The following is a 20418-nucleotide window of genomic DNA, read 5'->3' as shown; positions in this document are numbered from 1 at the left end:
CCTTTGCGTAGTAATAAAGACGGTAAACCGCGTGTTCCGCGCAGTACGGAAAGCGCAGAAACTAACCGCACGCTCCGTGGTCCCATGCTGTTGCGTACCGACGGTAATCAAACCTCTACCTACGATCAGCGCTTGTTGGAATCTGGGGCAGACCACGCGTGGAAGCATGCGGATCCGTGGCGTGTACTGCGTATCCAGGGTGAATTTGTCGCGGGATTTGATGCACTGAGCGACTTGCCCAAAGCCGTGACCGTATACGGTTCGGCGCGCACCATGGAAGATGCGCCGGAGTATGCACAGGGCATCGACTTGGGCGCAAAGCTAGTCGAGCACGATTATGCCGTGGTGACCGGCGGTGGCCCAGGAATTATGGAGGCTGCCAACCGGGGCGCTTATGAAGCTGGTGGGCTTTCCGTGGGCTTGGGCATTGAACTACCCTTTGAGCAGGGCCTTAACAAGTATGTCGACCTTGGCATTAATTTCCGGTACTTCTTTGCGCGCAAGACCATGTTTTTGAAGTACTCGCAGGCTTTTGTCTGTCTGCCAGGTGGCATGGGTACGATGGACGAGCTTTTTGAAATGCTCTACATGGTGCAAACCGGCAAGGTAACCAACTACCCAATCGTGCTGATCGGTACCGAATACTGGTCGGGTCTGGTTGAGTGGATGGCAAATACCTTGGTGGCTGAAGGATATATCAACCCCCAGGATATGGACCTTTTCTTGCTTACTGATTCGGTTGATGAAGCCGTGGAGCACATCGTTGCTGCGCACAAGGAGATGACCGATGAGCGAGTCAGCCGACTCAACCACGACGCTTAAACCTTTAGCCCAGGTGATGGCGATTGTAAATCGCACACCTGATTCCTTTTATGACAAAGGAGCGACCTGGGGGATGGCTAGCGCTTTGGCTCGCTGTGAAGAAGTCGTCGCTCAGGGCGCAAGCATCGTCGATATCGGCGGAGTGAAGGCTGGTCCCGGTGAGGCAGTCGATGCTGCTGCTGAAATCGATCGCGTGGTGCCGCTTATCGCAGAAATTGCTGCGCGGTACCCGGAGGTAATTATCAGTGTTGATACCTGGCGTGCATCGGTAGCTAAGCAAGCTATTGCTGCCGGCGCGCGGCTCATCAACGACACGTGGGCAGGTTGGGACCCGCAACTTATTGAAGTCGCAGGTGCTCACGGGGTGGGCTACGTGTGCTCCCATACCGGTGGGGTTACGCCGCGCACTCGGCCGCACCGCGTGCATTTCGACGACGTTGTCGCTGACGTGATTGCCGAGACCACGGCTTTGGCTGAGCGCGCCGTTGCGCTTGGCTGCCCACCCGAGCTGACCTTTATCGATCCCACACACGACTTTGGCAAGAATACTTTCCATGGCCTGGAACTTCTGCGCCGCATCGATGAGCTAGTAGCTACCGGCTGGCCGGTGCTCATGGCGTTGTCTAATAAAGACTTCGTCGGTGAAACCTTAGGCAGGGAAGTCGGCGACCGGGTGGCGGGAACCTTGGCGGCTACGGCCTGGGCTGCATCGAAAGGCGTGGCGGCATTTCGCGTCCATGAAGTAAAAGAGACTGTCGATGCCATCCGCATGACTGCTGCTATTCAGGGAATTGCTGCACCTTTGGCTACCACAAGGGGACTGGCATGAGTGTTTCTGTAGTTATACCGGCGTTGAACGAGGAACCAACTATCGCTCGTGTGGTGCAAGCTTGTCTGGCTGATGACCCTTTGGAAGTCCTAGTCATCGATGCTGATTCTTCCGATGCCACCGCTGCTGTAGCAACCGCAGCTGGCGCGCGGGTGATTAACTGGCGCGAGGTTTTGCCGCATGTGCCAGTGCGCGTGGGTAAAGGCGAATCCATGTGGCGCGGCGTGGAGGCGGCGCGTGGCGACATCGTGGTCTTTGTCGACGCTGATCTGGAATCAGCTGCACCTGGCCTGGTCTCAGCACTCTCTGCGCCTTTTGCCGACCCGTCAATTCACCTGGTGAAGCCTGTCTATAGCCGCACCTTCGGCAACCAGCCCACTGGAGGCGGCCGCGTTACGGAATTGACCGCCAAGCCTTTGCTGGGCATGTTTTTCCCAGACCTTTCTCATATCGCGCAGCCACTCGGCGGAGAATATGCCATTCGGCGCTCCGTCGCGCGCGAACTGCCATTTGTCGATGGCTATGGCGTAGAAGCCGGGCTGATGATTGATGTGGCACACTTTTTCGGCGCCGATGCAATCGCACAGGTTAAATTGCCGCCGCGCGTGCACCGCAACCGTCCTCTGTCCCAGCTCGCTCCGATGGCCAAAGTCGTCGCAGAGACCATCCTGGACCGTGCACACTTGTACGGGACTTCTGCGCAGGCCACTCGGAGTGCCTTAAGTCAACGTCCTGCCCTTGAACAGCTAGAGTCCCGGGAGATAATCTCATGAATATAGTGCTAACGATTATCATCGTGGCGGCTTTGATCGCACTCTTTGCCATCGTAGCAACGTGGGTGCTGTCGCACTTTGTTGGCAAAGGCCCCGTTATGGCGGATTTACCTGCCGACGAAAAACAGGCCACGCTGCAAGGCAACCGCGCCTTCGCTTTGCATGGTGAGTATGAAAAAGTCGGATTTAGCACCGTGAAATTCGGCTATTCACCTGCGCAGGTCGATGATCTTTTAGATGTTCTCACCCACGAATTACAGCGAACCAAAGAAGAATTAGCGGCGCAAAAGCGCAGCCTAAGTACCGACGAAGCTTCGGAATCTGAGTAGTTCCTTTCCCGCGATAAACCTGTGGCCTGCGTAAATGATGCTTGGTGAGCCCACTGCGCAGGTGCTTTGTGCGAAAAAAGATTATAATGGGTGTGAAGCACTGAGTTTTTCCTCACAGCTATGCCAAAGGTGAAGTAATTTCCTTTCGGCGCAGCGTGGAGAAGCAGTGGATTTTTAATTTTTTAAGGGAGCAGAATTCACATGGCAGCAATGAAGCCTCGCACTACTGGTGGACCAATGGAAGCTGTAATCGAATCGCGCAAAATCGTCATGCGTATTCCCTCTGACGGTGGCGGTCGAATCGTTGTGGAGATGACTAAAGAAGAAGCCGCTGAGCTCGGTGAGCTTCTGACTGAAGTCGCACAATAGCCCACCGCAATATCGGTTTAAAGATGAGATGATCTAATCTAGGTTTATGCTTTCGCACATTATTGATGTTCTGGCGGATCCTGCCGATGGAAGCGCGCTTTCAGGCGCGGATGACTTTACCCGGTTGGTATCTGAATCCGGTCACTCTTATGATGTCGCCAAGCAGGGGTATGTCACCCTTGCATCCGGCGCAGGTCTTAAACATAAAGGCGACGACGCCGATATGGTCACTGCCCGCGAAACATATCTTTCTAAAGGCCACTTCGCGCCTTTTGTGGAAGCTGTCACCGGCGCTATCCAAAACGCTTTAGACAATGCGATAAGCCAAGACGACGTGCCTGAGCCTACGCTTCTCGAGGTCGGCGCCGGCACCGGCTACTATCTCTCACATACTCTTGACTCCATCGACGGTTCGCGTGGAGTTGGCCTAGACATCTCCCCACACGCAGCGCGACACCTGGCAAAATGCCACCCGCGCGTTGGTGCCGTGATTGCGGATGTATGGCAGACTCTGCCGATTCGTGATGAATCCATCAACGCGATCTCAGTTGTCTTCGCCCCTCGCAACCCCGCGGAATTTCAGCGCATTCTGGCGCCAGGCGGACAGGTCATTGTCCTGACTCCGCAGGCCGGACACCTCGATGAACTGCGCGAGCCACTTGGCATACTGGGCGTCGAAGAGGGCAAGGTTGAGCGCATGTATGACCAAGCGGAGGGCTTTTTGGAGCAGGCCGCTGATCCGGTTAATCTTGCGTTTCCAGTTCAGCTGGACAAGGAGTCCATCGCAGCACAGGTAGCGATGAGCCCGTCAGCCCGGCACATTTCTGCGGAAGAACTGGCAGCACGCATGGAAGCATTGCCGCAGACGATGTCTGTAACTGCGCACGCACGCCTCGATCGTCTGCGCGCAGTTTAAGCGCCACCCCAAACTTCGAGTCCCGAGTATTCTTTATCGCTCGGGACTCTTGCGTCTTTTCAGCTTCCGACGTTTCCAGTCACAAAGGGCCCCTTCGCGCTCACCGCAAGAACTTGCCTGGCGAGTAACGTCTTTCTGGTGAGCGCGAAGGGGACGCGTGCGGGGTCAGTTCAGGTTTGCGCGAGATCGCCGCTTTGCTTGTGGATGCCACCCGGCACGCCTCGACAATCCTGCCGGCCCCTCGTGGCGGAAGGCATTGATTCTCTTCGCCGCTTGCGTCCTGGGCAGCGAAAAGTATCTTTAGGTTGTAAATATCCCCTTCGCGCTCACTGGGCGAGTGGTGCTCGGTAGGCGCGATGACGCAGTGAGCGCGAAGGGGACACGTTGGGCCAGACGTGAGCTGATGCGGTTAGTCGCGGGCGGGCGTCGTGCAGGCGCCCGGTAGGCGAGTTTGGCCGGGCCGGGCGCTGGCTCGGGCGAGTTTGGCGGGGGCGGGCGTTGGGTGAGAGGGAATTAAGGGTGGCTGATGTACCAGTCGCGGAGGACCTGTGCGTCGCCGTCGGTGGTTGCGGTTATAGAGGAACAGCCGCCTTCGAAATAAACGCGGGAAGCCATGGCGACCTGGCCGCCGTCGGCGAAGGCTTCAACAGTTGAGCCGTCGACGATGACGGTAAGGGAGTCGGAGTCGCCCTCAGCAAGCGGGGCGATAGCGGTTTCTGACTCAAAGGATACAGAACGATCAAGTTCAAGCGAGGAACCACGGTGGTGGATAGTGGCGGCGGGGTTTCCGGAGGCATCGTTAAGCGAAAGCGTCACGGTGGAGCCTTCTGGAACTTCCAGTAACCCGATCCATGAGCTAGCGCGGGTGGCATTATTGATAGCCTCCGGCAAACCCTTAGGCGGGGTTTGGAAAATCGTTCCGCCTTGAAGAGTTACGACCCTAGGCAAAGAAATGACATTGGCCCACTTACCTTCTTGCCACGACTTGTGCTGGCTGGGGTCATCGAGGCGACCAGTGCCGTTGAGCAGGCCAAATAGAATGCCCTCGTCGTAGAGAGTGGACTCATCAACGCTGCCGGGGGTGTAGTTAGTGATGCGGGGACGAGTGAAATCGTGGCCGTAGTCTAAACGCTGGAAAGGCTGCCCGACCTCGAACTTAGTGCCAGCGAGGCGGCCGACGACATATCCGGCGTGCTCACTGCCATTTTCTTCAATTGTGACCATGAGGACGTCGTAGATTTTGCTATCGACTTCATCGCGCAAGCGAATAATGCGTGGGGAGACAACTACGCGGCCTGGCTGAAGTTCTGCTCCTGGATCGCCGTCGAATTCCAAAGGCCCGGACAAGGTCCACTGCTTGGCATCGTCGCTGCGGAAAATCATGAGCTGTGGGGCTGTGGCATCGCCAGCCACGGTGAGCATTAACCAGCCCTTATGGCCTTCGCCGCGTGAGTTAGGATCTACCCAGTCGGCGACCACCACCGGAGAGCGAAAGCGCCGTACATCGTCCTGGTCGGAGACTGCTGTACCGAGGCGTGTGACACGCGTGTCCAGCGCAGAAGGATCGTCTGAAATTTCGCAGACATCATCAAATAAGTTATAGCGGGCGACTTCGATGCTGGTGGAATCTTCTTTGACGGAGGTGAAGTACAGGTGCACATCGCCTTCAGTAGCGGTGACAGAACCTGCGCGTAGCCCCGTTTCATCGTCTTGGGGCGCGAGCGGGTCATCGCATTCTAGCCAGTCAAAGGGAGACTCTTCCGAGAACGTGTGCCCCCAACGCGAAGGTGAACCGGGATCTGCTCGGTGCTGGAAAAACAGGTGCCAAGTGTTGCCGTCGAGTAGCGCGCCTGCGGGTGCCTCGACGATTCCGGACTCTGGTGCAAAATGTAGCTCAGGACGATGAACAGTCATGACACCCATTTGTACACAAAATCCGGCCACCTCGTGGAAGCCTTAAATTAGACTCCGGTAAATATCGACTGTTTGTGCAGCAATGGATGCCCAAGAGAAGGATTCGACAGCGCGCGCACGCCCCGCCAGTCCGTAGGACTTGGACTTTTCCGGATTAAGCGCGAGTGCGTTGACAGCAGTGGCTATGTCCGCTTCGAAGGTGGCTTCATCAGCTTCGTCGTAGTACACGAGCGTGCCGGTGACACCATCTTGTACAACCTCGGGAATGCCCCCAACATCTGAGGCGACAACAGCAGTTTCACATGCCATGGCCTCAAGGTTGACGATACCTAGCGGCTCATAGATTGACGGACAGACAAAGACATCGGCAGCTGTGTAAACCTCTTGCACCTTCTCACGCGGGAGCATTTCTTCGACCCAGAAAATCCCATCGCGTTCTGCGCGCAAAGCAGCAACCAATTCTTGAGTCTGCTGTGCGATCTCAGGAGTATCCGGTGCACCGGCGCACAAAATCAGTTGAATGGAAGGATCGAATTTCGCGGCAGCTTTGAGCAAGTGCGGAACGCCTTTTTGCCGGGTGATGCGACCGACGAAAGCAGCAATAGGTCGGTTTCGGTCCACACCAAGTTCTTCCAGGAGACCCTCGTCGCGGGGTTGCCATTGCTGCGTATCGATGCCATTGAGCACCACATGCACCTTCTCCGGAGCAATCCGCGGGTAGGCATCCAAGATCGCATCTTTCATCCCGGAGGACACAGCGATGACAGCGTCGGCATATTCCATCGCATTTTTTTCAGACCACGAAGAGATTTCATAGCCCCCGCCAAGCTGCTCCCGCTTCCAAGGGCGATGCGGCTCCAAAGAGTGCGCAGTAACAACATGCGGAACGCCATAAAGGCGCGCCGCAATATGCCCTCCCAAACCCGAGTACCACGTGTGCGAATGCGCCACATCGATGTCGCCAGCGGCATTAGCCATACGCAGCCCAGTGGATAGAGTCTGCAAGGCGGGGTTAGCCTGGGCTAACGCCGGATCCACGCCGTGGACATAGACGCCCGCTTCGTCGCGGGGACCGCCCATGCAGTGCACGTCGACATCGATAAGCTCGCGCATAAACCGCGTGAGCTCTGCGACATGTACTCCTGCGCCGCCGTAAATCTCTGGCGGATACTCTTTAGAAAAGATGCCTGCTTTCATATTTGCCACATTAGCGGCTGGCCTACGTGCCCGCCTGCTAATCGAGCGGGGGTAGTGAGAAAAGTACGTCTCCCTGCGAAAGTGATTATTAACTTATATCCTGGCAAGTGTGAGAAGCCAGCCTAATGTCTTAGCAATTGTCCTCGCGGGCGGGGAGGGGAAGCGGTTATTTCCGTTGACTGAAGACCGCGCCAAGCCTGCCGTTCCCTTCGGCGGTTCCTACCGCTTAATTGATTTTGTGTTGTCGAATTTAGTCAATGCAGGATTTTTGAAGATCGCAGTGCTGACGCAGTATAAGTCGCATTCCCTAGATCGACACATCTCCCAAGCGTGGAGCTTATCGGGGCCCACGCCCCAATATGTCACTTCGGTCCCTGCTCAGCAACGTCGCGGAAAGCGCTGGTACAGCGGTTCTGCCGACGCTATTGTGCAGTCGCTGAACCTCATTAACGATGAGAAGCCTGATTACGTAATCGTCTTCGGTGCCGATCACGTCTACCGCATGGATCCTTCGCAGATGGTCGATGAGCACATCGCAACCGGCATGGATTGCTCTGTCGCGGGCATTCGTGTTCCTCGGGAAGAAGCAAGTGCGTTCGGTTGCATCCAGGCGGATGGGATGGGTTCGATTACGGAGTTCATCGAAAAGCCAGCGAATCCGCCATCGACTCCGGACGACCCAAACATGACCTATGCGTCGATGGGCAATTATGTATTTACAACTCAAGCTCTCATTGATGCCTTGCTTGCCGACGAAAAAGACGACACCTCCGCACACGACATGGGTGGCAATATCATCCCTTATTTCGTCGAAAAGGGGCAAGCGCACGTCTATGACTTTATGGCGAATGAAGTCCCAGGTGCTACCGATCGCGACCGCGGTTATTGGCGCGATGTGGGAACAATTGACTCCTACTATGACGCGCATATGGACCTAATTTCCGTGCACCCGATTTTCAACTTATACAACGGAAAATGGCCTATTCACTCGACGGAAACGCAGAACTTCCCGCCTGCGAAATTTGTGCAAAACGGCATTGCGCAAGGATCCATGGTTGCTCCTGGCTGCATCGTGTCAGGCGGTACGGTGCGTAATTCGATTCTGTCTTCTGACGTGCACATTGCCGATGGCGCAACGGTTGAAGGTTCAGTTCTTCTGCCTGGTGTGAGGGTTGGTAAAGGCGCGGTCGTGCGCAAGGCGATTATCGATAAGAACGCGGTGATCACCGACGGCGCCATCGTCGGTGTTGACCGTGAGCGCGATAAGCAGCGCTTTAAAATTTCTGACGGCGGCGTAGTGGTGGTTGGCAAAAACGCCGTCGTTTAGAACTTCACGCTTCCCAGACCTCTCGCTGCCCGCCGTGCGAGAGGTCTTCTTCTTTACGCTGCGCGCAAGGCGATGGCCTCACCTAGGCGCCTCAAAACTCTCCGAGAGCCTCCATCTGCCTCCGATATCGACCATTGTGCCCTTCGCGCTCACCGGGCGCGTGTTTCTGCCGATTTTGGGCTGTGCTGTGAGCGCGAAAGGTACGCTGCGCCATTGTTTGTCGATGCACACCCTCTCCCTCGCTTTATGCTGCGGTCTCGGCGACAGGCTCCCTGTGCGTCTTTGAGGCCTCCACGCGGTCTATGACGCTCATTTGTCCTGAAATCCTGCGAGAGTGTGCGCTTCGCGCTCACCGGGCGCGTGTTTCTGCCGACCTGCACTCGTGCCGTGAGCGCGAAGGGGACGTCGCGCGAAAGTGGGGACAATTCTGAGCGAGGGGCGGGAGACGAGCGGCTGGAGACTAACGGCGAATGGTAAGGCGAGGGGGAGGGGAGAGTTGCGTGAGGGAAAGGCTTTTGTGTGCGCAAAATCGTGGCTGTGGAATAGCGCGAGCGAATTAAATTCAGCCTTTTGACAGGTAAAACCCAGGTTAATTGAAGTGTGGTTTTAGCAGCTAGATGCATTTTCTGAGGTTAAATGCAGGTAACTTGGGCAGGCTATCCTAAGTTTGTGAAATCTCTATCTGTTGCTAGGGGTCGGAAGCTGTGTAATTCTATAGGTGCAACACAGGGAAAGAGCTTCTAGAGAAACCTCAAAGGTAGCGATGGAAGCTAGTTCGAAAGTGGCGCAAGGTCGGAAGTTTCTGCGTGTCGGGGGGAGGCAGAAGCCTCCGATCTGAAAGACCTAGGAGAGCTTGTGAGGCTCCTGGGAAAATAGAATATAAACCGGCTATTGGGCGAAAGCTTAGAGGGGCCGGGCTCTTTCGCGAAACCTGGGGGGGTAGTCACAACTCGTGTGTGACGAGTGGCGCGGTCAAAAAGAGTTAAGAGAGTGTGGGGCGTTTGGCGGGGGCTGAGCGTCCCACACCTCTTTTTGGGGGACGGGGTCGGGAATTTGGGGGATTGGGTCCGGGAATTTTAAGGATAGAGTTTGGAGCCTGAGGTTCGGGACCTGAGATTCGAGACCTGAGATTCGAGGCCTGAGGGTTATCGCTTGGTGGCGAGGATGAGGCCCGAGCCGAGTGGTAGGCGGGTGACGTGTGCATCCTCGAGGGAGCGAACGTACTCGTCGGCTTCGCGGGCGGCGACGGTGACGCGGTCGGTGCGGGAAGGGTCGGCGATGGTGGCATCGAGAAGCGCATCTGGCAAAACCAATGTTCCACCGCGCGCGATGAGCGGCCAGGCGGTTTTGATGAGCGCTGGAAGATCTAGCGTTGGCACGTCAGCGTAAATAACGTGGTAGGCCTCGGTTGCGAGACGGCTCATGACATCAAGCGGGCGCGAAGGTAAAAAGCGCACGCGGCTTGGCGGGTAGCCAGCATCGCGGAATGTCCTCTTGGCGTGAGACTGGTGCTCAACCTCTGGGTCGATGCAGGTTACGATTCCGCTATCTGAAAGGCCCTCGAAAAGATAGAGGCCGACCACGGAAGAAGCTGGAGTAATGGCGATGGTCTGCACTTTGTCGCCTTCAGCTGCGGCCGCCAAAGTGGTAAGCAGCTGGCCCATGGAAGGATCTGGGGTGCGAAGACTGAATTCTTCAGCGTGCGCGCGGGCACTCGCCAGAGCTTCTGACTCGTAGCTGGTGGAGTCAATGTAGGTTCGAAGGGCATCATAAGCTTGTACAGTCACGCCCTACAGTTTAGGGATAATCTCGCATGTAAACGTGAAGAAACACCGTAGTTAATGTCTATCAGCAAATTATCAGGCTGATAGCTGGTGTTTGCTAGTTCGATATAGCACAATAGTAGCTATGACATCACAGGATCTTTCAGGTACCGCCGCATTTGATGCGGGCGAAGCGACCATGCCAACCTGGGGTGAATTAGTCGAAGAACATGCAGATAACGTGTATCGGCTAGCGTACCGTTTGTCCGGTAACCAGCATGACGCAGAAGATTTGACGCAGGAAACTTTTATGCGCGTCTTCCGCTCTTTGAATAAGTACCAAGCCGGCACTTTTGAGGGCTGGCTGCACCGTATTACCACTAACCTCTTTTTGGATATGGTGCGTCATCGTTCCAAGATCCGTATGGAAGCGCTGCCGGAAGACTATGAGCGGGTGCCTGGTACGGATATGACTCCAGAGCAGTCCTATGATGTAGCCAATTTAGATCCAGCGCTGCAGGCTGCTCTCGATGACCTTTCGCCAGATTTCCGTGTGGCTGTCGTTCTGTGTGATGTCGTGGGTATGACTTATGACGAAATTGCAGAAACCCTCGGTGTGAAGATGGGCACCGTGCGTTCTCGTATCCACCGCGGGCGGTCACAGCTTAAGAGCTCTTTGGAAAAGGCAGCTCGCACCAATGACGAAGCTCGAGTACTGCTGCGCACGAGGTAAGTCAGTATGTCTCAGTTTGCACATCTATCGGAGCTGTCTGCGGAAAAGCGTCAGAAGATTCGTGCGCGCGGAAAATCAAAGGCACGTCGGGCTGATACCACTGGGCATCTAGGTCCAGAAGCAGTTGTAGCTTTCGTCGATGATGAGATGGACTTGAAAGCTAAACATCGCGCGCGCGTTCATTTAGTTCACTGCCATGAATGCCGTGATGAGATTTATACTCAACGCGGTACCTCGGAGTGGGTGCGGCAGTGCAATATTGAATCTCAGGTGCGTGCGCCGCGGGATTTACTGCGTAAGTTGGCAAGTATCGACAGCCAAGATATGCGTGCGCACCGTTTTTCTGACGAAGATGAGTGTAAGCCGGCTTCGCGTCAGGACTTCTTCGACAAGCTAGAAATGGTTGTTCGGGCTATTAGGCATAACCAGCGGGGAAGCGAGTAGACTGAATCCGTGTTTTCGTCTATTGGCTGGGTTGAGATATTTTTCATCGGGTTATTGGCGCTCATCATTATCGGTCCTGAGCGCCTGCCCAACCTAATTCAGGATGTGCGTGCCGCGATCTTCGCCGCGCGTAAGGCGATTAATAATGCGAAGAAGGAACTCAACGGTGACTTCGAAGGCTTAGGTAAAGAGTTCGATGCCATCCGCGAGCCTTTGTCACAGGCTGCAGAGTGGGGCCGGTTGGGTCCTCGTGCAGCGTTGACTAAAGCTCTTTTCGATGGCGACGATTCCGCCTGGGACGACTTCAATCCGAAGAAATTGTTGGAAGAACCTACCCCGCAAGCTCCGGAAAATACCGCGCAGCCGCAGATGCCGCCAGTCAATCAGCCTTCGGTGAACCAGCCTCCGGCCAACCAGCTGCGGCAGCAATCGCAGCAGCCGCAATACCCGGGGAATCAAAATAATCCGCCCCAGAACCCTAATAACAACAATCAGGGTTATGCCGGCGGCGGATTCTCGTGGGCAGATATTACCTAGCGCTAGGTTTTAGTGCGAGGTAACGCCTAGACCCAAAGGTTTTCCAGCGAGCGAGATACGACGCTTGGCAACCTTGGAAGCGACATCGGTGATAGCTTTCGATGCGGCGGATTCTGGATGGGCGATGACAGTCGGGGTGCCCGCGTCGCCATCGACACGCAAGCCTGGCTCCAATGGAACCTGGCCGAGCTGCTCGACCTCGTAGCCCAACAACGTCGTGAGACGATCGGCGACGACTTGACCGCCACCGGACCCGAAGACATCAACGGTGGTTCCATCAGGCATAACCATGGCCGACATATTTTCAATCACGCCAGCTACGCGCTGATGAGTTTGCTGGGCGATGGAGCCTGCACGCTCTGCTACCTCTGCAGCTGCACCCTGCGGGGTAGTAACAACTAGTAGCTCCGCATTCGGAATGAGCTGGGCGACGGACAGTGCAACGTCACCAGTTCCTGGAGGTAGATCGAGCAAGAGGAAGTCTAAATCGCCCCAGAAAACATCAGTCAGGAATTGCTGCAATGCACGGTGCAGCATTGGCCCACGCCATACGATCGGCGCATTGCCCTGCACGAATTGTCCAATTGAGATGTGCTTGATGCCGTGCGCGATAGGAGGCAACAGCATTTCATCGTCAAGCACTGTGGGGCCTGCCGTGCTGCCGAGCTGGCCTGGTACGGAGTGGCCGTAGATATCGGCGTCGACAACGCCGACCTTGTAGCCCTGCGCGTGCAATGCCGCAGCGAGGTTCACGGTCATCGACGACTTGCCCACGCCGCCTTTACCGGAAGCTACAGCAAAGACACGCGTGGTGGAATCCGGCTTAGAAAATGGAATCTCCGGATCTTGCGCGCTGCCACGGAGCTGCTTTTTCAGCTCTAAACGCTGCTCATCGGTCATCGCGCCGAGGGTAACGTTGACCTGGCCGACATTTTCAATGTCTTCAATGGCGGCACGGACATTCGTTTCGATCGTGTTTTTCATCGGACAGCCAGCGATGGTCAACAAAATCTCAACGGAAACATCCTGGCCATCCACCTCGACGGTGTTGACCATGTTGAGTTCTGTAATCGGCTTGCCGATCTCAGGATCCTCTACGCGGGAAAGCGCGCTGCGGACAGCGGATTCGGTTAATGCGGTAGTCATAGCACAACCCAGTCTAGTCCCGTCGCGCACAATTTCGAAAGGCCGTGGCTGCTAGGCTGCTAGGGGTGAAGAAGTTTGGTGCAATGAGTCTGATTTTATCTACCGCGATGCTTTCTGCCTGCAGTTTTGCGGAGGTGTCTCCGGAAGCGGAAGGGCTGCAATCGGAACCGGTGCGAATTGAAGTCGACTCCGATAACCCGGAAGAAGTAGTTTTGGGCGAAATTTATCGGGGGTCTTTAGAAATTCAAGACCGTGACGCTGAAATTGTGGCTTCGGGCGTGGGCAATTTCCGGGTTGGCTGCACTGGCAAAATTTTGTGGGAAAACGACCCTCAGCGTGCCCAAGAACTTGAAAAGGCATTCGCGGCCGAGGAAGATTTTGATGGTCGTGACTACAACGCCGTCACCCATGAAGAGATGATGGGCTCGATGCCGACGGACTGGACCACCAATGACCCCTCCGGTGCGACGTGGTGCGATGACTTCGAGGAGGTCGACATTCCCATGAATATTGTCCCCATTTATCAGAAGAATCTGTTGGGCCGCAGCGACCGTTATGAGGTCAATAGCGTGACCAAATACATCACAAACACCGATTTACAAGAGCTTGTCGATGCCTCCCGCACCACCCCTGTCCGCGACGTAGTCGAGCAGTGGATCCTGACCTCAGTTGCCGGCGGCGGCAACCTTGACACCGGCGATGCCGTCTCCGACGACTCGGATTCTGGCTCCGATAAGGAATCCAATTAATTAGCTTGGCCGGGGATCATCTCGGGATGATTCCTTCAGCGATGAACACTTCAGTGTTCTTATCCATGGACAACCCCGACCCAATGGTGCATGCTGAAAGCACAACTTGGGTTTGGGGGAACTAAATGATCTTTCATGGCACTACACCCGTGTCTGTTGACCTGTCCGCTTCTAAGAAAAGAACTCTACGCAAGCTTTATCTCGCACTCGCATTAATTAGCGCTGCAAGTATCCAAACTGCCTGCTCCGCGACAATCTCGGGCAGCGAATCAACCAGTGCATCAACACCCGACGCAGCGAACGATGCAGCGCCTGTCGATGCAGCTACCGATGCATCTCCAGTCGCAACGACGGCGTCCACTGACCATGCCACGGACGGAACCACAGATGACTTCGGCTCAGTAATCCCACCGTTGGGTGCCTTCGACCGCTTGGATCCTGATTTCATCAGATATCAGCCGTGCCTAGAGATGCCCGACGAATTTCTCGCAGAAGCTGGCCTCCACGGTAAAGAAATTCTGGAGGGAGTCGGTGAAATGGATGGTGTTTGTGCATTTGCAGCGAAACCAGAACATGGCCAGGCTGTCTACAAACTTGTGGGGAGTAGTTTCGACTTTGAGGCTTATAAAAGGATTCCAGGGTCGATAGCTTGGGACGAAACTCGGCAAGGGACGCCAATACTGCACCATCGCGGAGAACACCTTGCAGATTCATCTTGTAGGGCGCTTATAGAAACCGAGCGCGGAACCTTAGGCACTGTATTCCAGTCTTTTGAATATGGGAACGAATCCTATCAATATGACCATTGCGACGAAGCGTCACTATTACTGAAGACCCTATTGGAATTGGACCAAGAAAATGAACATTAATTTTGACTCTCTTCACAGGATGCTGGCTAAGCTACTAGAAATTAAGACACAGATCGATCTGACTGCCGCCGAAGTTGCAAGCGATTTGGGAGGACAATTTTCGGGAATTATTGGGCTCAACGAAACCGGGCAAATTCATGGAAGGGCAATTAAACACGATCCAGCTTCGGCCCAGGAAGTGCTACGGCAATATTCAACACAAGTCGGTTGGGCGGCAGAGTTGCTGACTGCCGAAATTGATGCGTTGAGAGATCAAGAAGATCTCAACTCACATGGGCTAGAACTTGCAGATGTTGGCGGTGAAGTTGGCGCGAACAGTGTGAACCTTCCACCGCAGCCGAGTAACCAGAATGTACCCTTGACCTTTGTCCCGCCAGTGGTAATGCCAGGGACATCGTTGCTTCAATTGGCGAACAATTTCAACGCCACGAGGTTTAACGAGCTGGGACAAGCTGCTTCTGACTGGAGCACGATGGGGCGAAACATCAGCCAAGTCGTGGAGCAGCTCAATAGTGCGGCGTCGCAGATTGAGAGTGAAAACGATAGTGACTTCACGCGCAGTGCTGCGAGCAAGATTCGAGAGCTTGCGTCGACAGGTGAGCAGTTCGCGGCTAATGCGACGCTGATGAATCAGCGGGCATTCGGTCTGTTGTCGAAGGCGCCGATGGGATATGTCGAAATTCCGGCAGACCTACAAGCAGTTTCGTTGGTCCCGGATCCTGTACTGAAAAAGTCGATGGAGGCTGCGCTGTTGGTTAAGTGGCAGGCGAAGCTGCAGGAGATGGTCACAAGCTCATTGCCTAATCAGCAAAGTTTGGCGGAGGCACCGACGGCATCCGGCGGGGGCGACAATCTCAACGTGGGGTTGGGCAGCATCGCTGGAACGGGAACCCGTTACAACACGGATGAGGTTGTGTGGCCGCAGGAAATTCAAGATGCGATTGCGAGCGGTGAGATTGGACCAGGCTCGTTTGGGGTAGCAGATGGTGAACTGGTTGCGTTGGAGAATATCGACCAGGGGTTAGTGGACCAGGTGCGCGAGGCAGTCAACCAGCGTAATGAGGCCCTGTATGGAGGAGGGCGGCTTCAAGAGTTCATTAACGGTGGGATGACCAGTTTGGCAGACACGAATACTCAGACAGCTGGGATAGGTATGCCAAGTGGTACCGCCGTCAACGGTGGCGTGAATCCTTCGTTGGGATATGCGGGCGCGGCTAATAACGGCACAGGCTTCGGCGGTGGGGCCAACGGAATGGCAGCTTCTGGTCTGGGGCCGCTAGGAGTGCTCGGAAGTCGCGGTGGCTTTGCAGGGGCGGGAACCGGCGCGGGCGCCGGGGCTGGTGCTGGCTCAGTGGGAGCAGGTATTCGTGATGGGGTACCAGGTGCAGGACTTGGCGGACTACGCGGAGGTGGCGCAATCGCGGGTGGTCGAGGAATTGGTATCTCTGGAGGCGATGGTGGCGCACGCCTGTTGGGCGGCGGGGACAGTCCTGCGCGAGCGGGTTCCGCAGTCGGCGGAAGCTCAGGAACGAATGGTGCAGGTGCAGCGGCACACGGAACCGGTTCACAGGGACAACATGGCCGGGGCATTGGTCCGATGATGGCGCCGGCTGCCGCAGCGGGACGGAATCAAGATAAGAAAAAGAGCTCGGAGATGATTAAGGCTGTGACCTCACGGGTTGAAGCTAATAAGAACCGACGCGACCTTTTGGGAGAGCCACCAGCAGCGCTGCCAGGACCAATTGGTGATTGGGCGCGGCAGGAAGTTTAGAACAGCGTAGAGACAGAAAAGTGGCCCACTCCGGAAAATGGAGTGAGCCACTTTAGGCTTTTAAAGGCTTGGACTAGATGTCAAATGCCTCATCCAGCAGGTTCTTTTGCTCAAGCTGGTGAACCTTGGAAATACCAGTTGCAGTCGAGGACTGCGCACGACGGGACACGCGAACCATTTCCGGCATGTTCGGAATGAGGTTACGCAAGTGCTCGTTGTAGAACGGCCATGGACCCTGGTTAGCTGGCTCATCCTGAACGAAACGGACCTGGGTTGCATTCGGGAAGGACTCGAATGCGTCACGCAGACGGTTGAACGGAATTGGGTGCAGCATCTCAATACGAACAATGGCGATATCGTCGCGGCCCTCGGCAGCGCGCTTCTTCTCCAAGTCGTAGTAGATCTTGCCGGAGCACAGCATGATGGTCTTGACCTTGTCAACATCACCGATGACGTTGCCGTCACGGTCGACCAAGTTTGGATCGTTGATGACCGAGGTAAAGGACTTCACGTCGGTGAAATCCTCGACAGACGAAGCAGCAGCCTTATTACGCAGCATCGACTTCGGGGTGAAGACAACCAGTGGACGCTTCATCTCGCCGAGTGCTTGACGACGCAGCAAGTGGAAGTGGTTCGCTGGGGTCGTCGGCTGAGCAACGGTCATGGAACCTTCAGCACACAGCTGCAGGAAGCGCTCGATACGAGCAGAGGAGTGGTCAGGGCCCTGGCCTTCGTATCCGTGTGGCAGAAGGAGAATCAGGGAAGAGGTCTGACCCCACTTGGCTTCACCGGAAGAGACGTACTCATCGATGATGGTCTGAGCACCGTTGGCAAAGTCACCGAACTGTGCTTCCCATGCAACAACTGCATCTTGGTTGCCCAGGGAGTAGCCGTACTCAAAGCCCATACCTGCGTACTCAGTCAACGCGGAGTTATAAGGCAGGAACTTACCGCCGTTGCCGCGCTCGGCGGCAAGTTCGTTGAGTGGGTTGAACTCGTCGCCGCTGTTTGGATCGAAAGCAATTGCGTGACGCTGGGTGAAGGTACCACGACGGGAATCTTCACCAGCCAGACGAACTAGCTTGCCTTCGTTAGCAAGAGAACCGAAGGCGATAAGCTCGCCCCAGCCCCAGTCGATGTTGCCCTCGATGGAGGACTTGGCACGGTCCTGAGCAACCTTGCCCACGCGCTTGTGGTACTCAAAGCCTTCTGGAGTATCCAAGTAAGCCTGGCCGATTGCGCGGATTTCATCGGCAGTAATCGAGGTGTCAAGGCCGCGGGTCAGGGACTGGGAAGCGGTAATGCCTTCCTGCTCCTGTGGGCCCTTCTTCTCAGCTTCCTTAACCTCAGCGAAGACAGATTCCATCTGGTCGCGGAAGTCTCGTGCTGCTGCTTCTGCGTCTTCTGCAGACAGGTCGCCACGGCCGATGAGGTCTTCGGTGTAAGACTCACGAACACCGCGGTGGTCTTGGATCTGGTCGTAGAGGATTGGCTGGGTCATCGATGGGTCATCGGATTCGTTGTGACCGCGCAGGCGGTAGCAAATCAGGTCGATGAAGACGTCCTTGCCGAAGCGACGACGGTATTCGGTAGCCAGCTGGCCTACCCAGACAACTGCTTCTGGGTCGTCACCATTGACGTGGAAGACAGGGCAATCAAAGCCCTTGGCAAGGTCGGTGGAGTAGTAAGTCGAACGTGAAGAATCAGGAGTGGTGGTGAAACCAATCTGGTTGTTGACAACTACGTGTACTGTACCGCCGGTGGTGTAACCACGCAGCTGGGACAGGTTGATGGTCTCCTGGATAATGCCCAGGCCAGCAAAGGAAGCATCGCCGTGCAGCATCAGTGGGACAACGGAATAGCCGTCTTGGCCCTGATCCAGGATGTCCTGCTTAGCGCGAGCCATACCAACCAGAACTGGGTCAACAGCTTCCAGGTGGGACGGGTTAGCGGTCAAGGTGACCTTGATTTCGCCATCGCCGAACATCTGCAGATGCTCACCCTCAGCGCCCAGGTGGTACTTCACGTCGCCCGAGCCGCCAGCTTGGCCGCCCTTGAAGTTGCCATCGAATTCTTGGAATATTTCAGCCAATGGCTTGCCGACGATGTTGAACAGGACGTTTAGACGACCGCGGTGAGGCATGCCGATGACAACTTCATCAAGCCCCTGGCCAGCGGCGGTGTCGATGACAGAGTCCATCAAAGGAATCAGTGCTTCAGCGCCTTCGAGGGAGAAGCGCTTTTGGCCGACGTACTTGGTCTGCAGGAAGTTCTCGAATGCTTCAGCAGCGTTGACCTTCTGCAGGATGTACTTCTGCTCAGCAGTGGTTGGCTTCGGCATGCCAGCCTCGACGCGGTCGCGCAACCATTCGCGCTCGTCGCGGTCGAGGATGTGTGCGTACTCGGTACCAACCTTAAGCGTGTAGGCAGAACGCAGACGAGAAAGCACCTCGCGCAGCGACATGGATTCCTTGCCGCCGAAACCGCCAACGTTAAAGGTACGGTCCAGATCCCAAATGGTCAGGCCGTGGGTTTCCATGTCCAAGTCGCGGTGATCTGGGATTGGAAGGCCAGGCTGAGCCCAGCCGATCGGGTTGACATCGGCAAGCAAGTGACCGCGGGAACGGTAGGCCTCGATGAGAGACATAACGCGGGTATTCTTATCGATGCCCCTGTTTGGCACATCCTGTGCCCAGCGGAATGGCTGGTAAGGAACAGCCATTTCCTTAAAGATTTCATCCCAGAACTTGGTATCAATAATCAGCTGGGAAATGGTGCGCAGGAATTCACCGGACTCTGCACCCTGGATGACGCGGTGGTCATAGGTGGATGTCAGAGTAACTAGGCGGCCAACGCCCAAGTCTGCAAGACGGTCGGTGGATGCGCCAGCAAATTCTGCTGGGTAGTCCATGGAGCCAACACCGATGATGGAACCGGAACCCTTGGTTAAACGAGCAATGGAGTGACGGGTACCAATGCCACCTGGGTTGGTGAGGTTGATGGAAACGCCGGAGAAATCATCCATCGTCAGCTTGTTCTTGCGGGAACGCGCGACAATATCCTCGTAAGCATCTACGAACTCAGTAAAGGTCTTGTTTTCGCACTCTTTAATAGCTGCTACGACTAGCGCGCGGGAGCCATCCTTTTGCGGCAAGTCAATTGCAAGGCCTAAATTGATATGCTCTGGCTGAACAGCGGTTGGCTTGCCATCTTGAACCTCGTAACGGATGTTCATGTCCGGGTGAATTTGAACAGCCTTGACAATCGCCCAACCAAGAATGTGGGTAAAGGAAATCTTGCCACCACGAGTGCGCTTGAGGTGGTCGTTGATCATCGCACGGTTTTCCCACATCAGCTTCACCGGCATGTCGCGCACGGTGGTTGCGGTTGGGATTTCTAGCGACTGGTCCATGTTCTTAGCGATAGCCTTGAACATGCCCTTTAATGGCTTCTCAGAAAACTCTGGGTATGGCTCAATACGGTCTAAAGGAGATTCAGGAGCCTTCTTAGCAGCCGGGCCGACAGGGCTCGGAGCCTTTTGGACGCCCCTAGCGGCTTCAGCGCTAGATTCTACAACGGTCTTGCGGGCAGCTTGCTTAGCTTCAGTTGGCTTGCCCTCCGTTGCCTTAGCCTTCGACTGTGGAGCGGAGTCCTTCTTGACGCTGGCCGAGGATGCGGACTTTGCCGCTTCAGCCTGCTTCTTTGGGGCACCGTTCTTCTCAAAGAACTCTCGCCACTCCTTATCTACGGAGTTGGGATCCTTGGAATACTGCTGGAACTGTTCGTCAATCAGCCACGCATTGGGGCCATAGATGCTCGAGTTGCTCACGGCAGGTGCTCGCCTCATTTCGTTGAGTTTATGTGTAGGTCTTTTATCGACTTTAGTTGTGCATTCAGTGCTTAGCCACTATACGCGGCCAAAGTACTGTT

The 20418-nt window shown here is 55.5% G+C and carries 18 protein-coding genes; 13 read left to right on the top strand and 5 right to left on the bottom strand.

The window, feature by feature from the left end:
- The first annotated feature begins 84 nt into the window (after positions 1-84).
- The 6 genes from CSTAT_RS08270 to CSTAT_RS08245 all read left to right on the top strand — a co-directional run bounded on the left by CSTAT_RS08270 (position 85) and on the right by CSTAT_RS08245 (position 4038).
- A complete protein-coding gene (locus tag CSTAT_RS08270; protein WP_156845155.1) occupies positions 85-822 on the top strand; it encodes an LOG family protein in 738 nt (245 codons plus the stop codon).
- Positions 788-1651, top strand: a complete 864-nt coding sequence (gene folP, locus CSTAT_RS08265) for a dihydropteroate synthase (protein WP_244892813.1) — start codon at positions 788-790, stop codon at positions 1649-1651. Before CSTAT_RS08270 ends, folP begins: the two co-directional genes overlap by 35 nt.
- Positions 1648-2424 (top strand): glucosyl-3-phosphoglycerate synthase, encoded by a 777-nt coding sequence (locus tag CSTAT_RS08260; RefSeq protein WP_075723072.1) that lies wholly within the window; start codon positions 1648-1650, stop codon positions 2422-2424. The genes folP and CSTAT_RS08260 overlap by 4 nt, the downstream gene beginning before the upstream one ends.
- Positions 2421-2753 carry a DivIVA domain-containing protein gene (locus CSTAT_RS08255; RefSeq protein WP_075723071.1) on the top strand — a complete coding sequence of 111 codons (333 nt, stop codon included), beginning with the start codon at positions 2421-2423 and terminating at the stop codon, positions 2751-2753. The genes CSTAT_RS08260 and CSTAT_RS08255 overlap by 4 nt, the downstream gene beginning before the upstream one ends.
- Before the next feature lie 201 nt (positions 2754-2954).
- The gene (locus CSTAT_RS08250) at positions 2955-3122 is read left to right on the top strand and encodes a DUF3117 domain-containing protein (RefSeq protein WP_066837332.1); all 168 of its coding nucleotides are present in this window, start codon (positions 2955-2957) and stop codon (positions 3120-3122) included.
- 46 nt (positions 3123-3168) lie between these two features.
- Positions 3169-4038, top strand: coding sequence for a methyltransferase domain-containing protein (locus CSTAT_RS08245; protein WP_075723070.1), 870 nt, complete (start codon positions 3169-3171; stop codon positions 4036-4038).
- Between the two features lie 513 nt (positions 4039-4551).
- Here CSTAT_RS08245 and CSTAT_RS08240 read toward each other — a convergent pair.
- Both CSTAT_RS08240 and glgA read right to left on the bottom strand, forming a co-directional pair.
- A complete protein-coding gene (locus CSTAT_RS08240; RefSeq protein ID WP_075723869.1) occupies positions 4552-5952 on the bottom strand; it encodes a GH32 C-terminal domain-containing protein in 1401 nt (466 codons plus the stop codon).
- Between the two features lie 42 nt (positions 5953-5994).
- Positions 5995-7149, bottom strand: coding sequence for a glycogen synthase (gene glgA, locus CSTAT_RS08235; protein ID WP_075723069.1), 1155 nt, complete (start codon positions 7147-7149; stop codon positions 5995-5997).
- 109 nt (positions 7150-7258) lie between these two features.
- Between glgA and glgC the strand changes: the two genes are divergently transcribed.
- Positions 7259-8476: a glucose-1-phosphate adenylyltransferase gene (gene glgC / locus CSTAT_RS08230; RefSeq protein ID WP_075723068.1), complete on the top strand. Its 1218-nt coding sequence runs from the start codon at positions 7259-7261 to the stop codon at positions 8474-8476.
- Positions 8477-9621: 1145 nt separating this feature from the next.
- Here glgC and CSTAT_RS08225 read toward each other — a convergent pair.
- A complete protein-coding gene (locus tag CSTAT_RS08225) occupies positions 9622-10263 on the bottom strand; it encodes an O-methyltransferase (RefSeq protein ID WP_075723067.1) in 642 nt (213 codons plus the stop codon).
- A 121-nt stretch (positions 10264-10384) separates the two neighbouring features.
- On the opposite strand from CSTAT_RS08225, the gene sigE reads away from it, so the two are divergent.
- The 3 genes from sigE to CSTAT_RS08210 are packed head-to-tail and all read left to right on the top strand — an operon-like array spanning position 10385 to position 11953.
- Entirely contained in the window at positions 10385-10972 is a 588-nt protein-coding gene (sigE, locus tag CSTAT_RS08220; protein WP_066794869.1) for an RNA polymerase sigma factor SigE, read from the top strand.
- Between the two features lie 6 nt (positions 10973-10978).
- On the top strand, positions 10979-11416 hold the full coding sequence (locus CSTAT_RS08215) for a hypothetical protein (RefSeq protein ID WP_066794866.1): 438 nt from the start codon (positions 10979-10981) through the stop codon (positions 11414-11416).
- 9 nt (positions 11417-11425) lie between these two features.
- On the top strand, positions 11426-11953 hold the full coding sequence (locus CSTAT_RS08210) for a twin-arginine translocase TatA/TatE family subunit (protein WP_075723066.1): 528 nt from the start codon (positions 11426-11428) through the stop codon (positions 11951-11953).
- A 9-nt stretch (positions 11954-11962) separates the two neighbouring features.
- On the opposite strand, the gene CSTAT_RS08205 is transcribed toward CSTAT_RS08210, so the two are convergent.
- Entirely contained in the window at positions 11963-13099 is a 1137-nt protein-coding gene (locus CSTAT_RS08205; protein ID WP_075723065.1) for an Mrp/NBP35 family ATP-binding protein, read from the bottom strand.
- 83 nt (positions 13100-13182) lie between these two features.
- Here CSTAT_RS08205 and CSTAT_RS08200 point away from each other — a divergent pair, with 83 nt between their 5' ends.
- The 3 genes from CSTAT_RS08200 (at position 13183) to CSTAT_RS08190 (ending at position 16488) form a co-directional block, all read left to right on the top strand.
- Positions 13183-13848, top strand: a complete 666-nt coding sequence (locus tag CSTAT_RS08200) for a hypothetical protein (RefSeq protein ID WP_244892812.1) — start codon at positions 13183-13185, stop codon at positions 13846-13848.
- Between the two features lie 149 nt (positions 13849-13997).
- Entirely contained in the window at positions 13998-14717 is a 720-nt protein-coding gene (locus CSTAT_RS08195; protein ID WP_244892811.1) for a DUF3558 family protein, read from the top strand.
- A complete protein-coding gene (locus tag CSTAT_RS08190; protein WP_075723063.1) occupies positions 14707-16488 on the top strand; it encodes a hypothetical protein in 1782 nt (593 codons plus the stop codon). The genes CSTAT_RS08195 and CSTAT_RS08190 overlap by 11 nt, the downstream gene beginning before the upstream one ends.
- A 73-nt stretch (positions 16489-16561) precedes the next feature.
- On the opposite strand, the gene CSTAT_RS08185 is transcribed toward CSTAT_RS08190, so the two are convergent.
- On the bottom strand, positions 16562-20335 hold the full coding sequence (locus CSTAT_RS08185; RefSeq protein ID WP_075723062.1) for a multifunctional oxoglutarate decarboxylase/oxoglutarate dehydrogenase thiamine pyrophosphate-binding subunit/dihydrolipoyllysine-residue succinyltransferase subunit: 3774 nt from the start codon (positions 20333-20335) through the stop codon (positions 16562-16564).
- Positions 20336-20418: the final 83 nt, after the last annotated feature.

The organism is Corynebacterium stationis, assembly GCF_001941345.1.
GTDB lineage: Bacteria > Actinomycetota > Actinomycetes > Mycobacteriales > Mycobacteriaceae > Corynebacterium > Corynebacterium stationis.
Note: the sequence above shows the minus strand (reverse complement) of the source record. Positions and strands in the feature narration are given on the sequence as shown.

Excerpts from the sequence above, each read along its gene's own strand:
- CSTAT_RS08250 (WP_066837332.1), top strand. The coding sequence starts at position 2,955 with ATGGCAGCAATGAAGCCTCGCACTACTGGTGGACCAATGGAAGCTGTA.
- CSTAT_RS08240 (WP_075723869.1), bottom strand. The coding sequence starts at position 5,952 with ATGACTGTTCATCGTCCTGAGCTACATTTTGCACCAGAGTCCGGAATC.
- glgA (WP_075723069.1), bottom strand. The coding sequence starts at position 7,149 with ATGAAAGCAGGCATCTTTTCTAAAGAGTATCCGCCAGAGATTTACGGC.
- sigE (WP_066794869.1), top strand. The coding sequence starts at position 10,385 with ATGACATCACAGGATCTTTCAGGTACCGCCGCATTTGATGCGGGCGAA.
- CSTAT_RS08245 (WP_075723070.1), top strand. The coding sequence starts at position 3,169 with ATGCTTTCGCACATTATTGATGTTCTGGCGGATCCTGCCGATGGAAGC.
- CSTAT_RS08185 (WP_075723062.1), bottom strand. The coding sequence starts at position 20,335 with ATGAGGCGAGCACCTGCCGTGAGCAACTCGAGCATCTATGGCCCCAAT.
- CSTAT_RS08215 (WP_066794866.1), top strand. The coding sequence starts at position 10,979 with ATGTCTCAGTTTGCACATCTATCGGAGCTGTCTGCGGAAAAGCGTCAG.
- CSTAT_RS08255 (WP_075723071.1), top strand. The coding sequence starts at position 2,421 with ATGAATATAGTGCTAACGATTATCATCGTGGCGGCTTTGATCGCACTC.
- CSTAT_RS08270 (WP_156845155.1), top strand. The coding sequence starts at position 85 with ATGCTGTTGCGTACCGACGGTAATCAAACCTCTACCTACGATCAGCGC.
- CSTAT_RS08190 (WP_075723063.1), top strand. The coding sequence starts at position 14,707 with ATGAACATTAATTTTGACTCTCTTCACAGGATGCTGGCTAAGCTACTA.
- CSTAT_RS08200 (WP_244892812.1), top strand. The coding sequence starts at position 13,183 with ATGAGTCTGATTTTATCTACCGCGATGCTTTCTGCCTGCAGTTTTGCG.
- folP (WP_244892813.1), top strand. The coding sequence starts at position 788 with ATGAGCGAGTCAGCCGACTCAACCACGACGCTTAAACCTTTAGCCCAG.
- CSTAT_RS08205 (WP_075723065.1), bottom strand. The coding sequence starts at position 13,099 with ATGACTACCGCATTAACCGAATCCGCTGTCCGCAGCGCGCTTTCCCGC.
- CSTAT_RS08260 (WP_075723072.1), top strand. The coding sequence starts at position 1,648 with ATGAGTGTTTCTGTAGTTATACCGGCGTTGAACGAGGAACCAACTATC.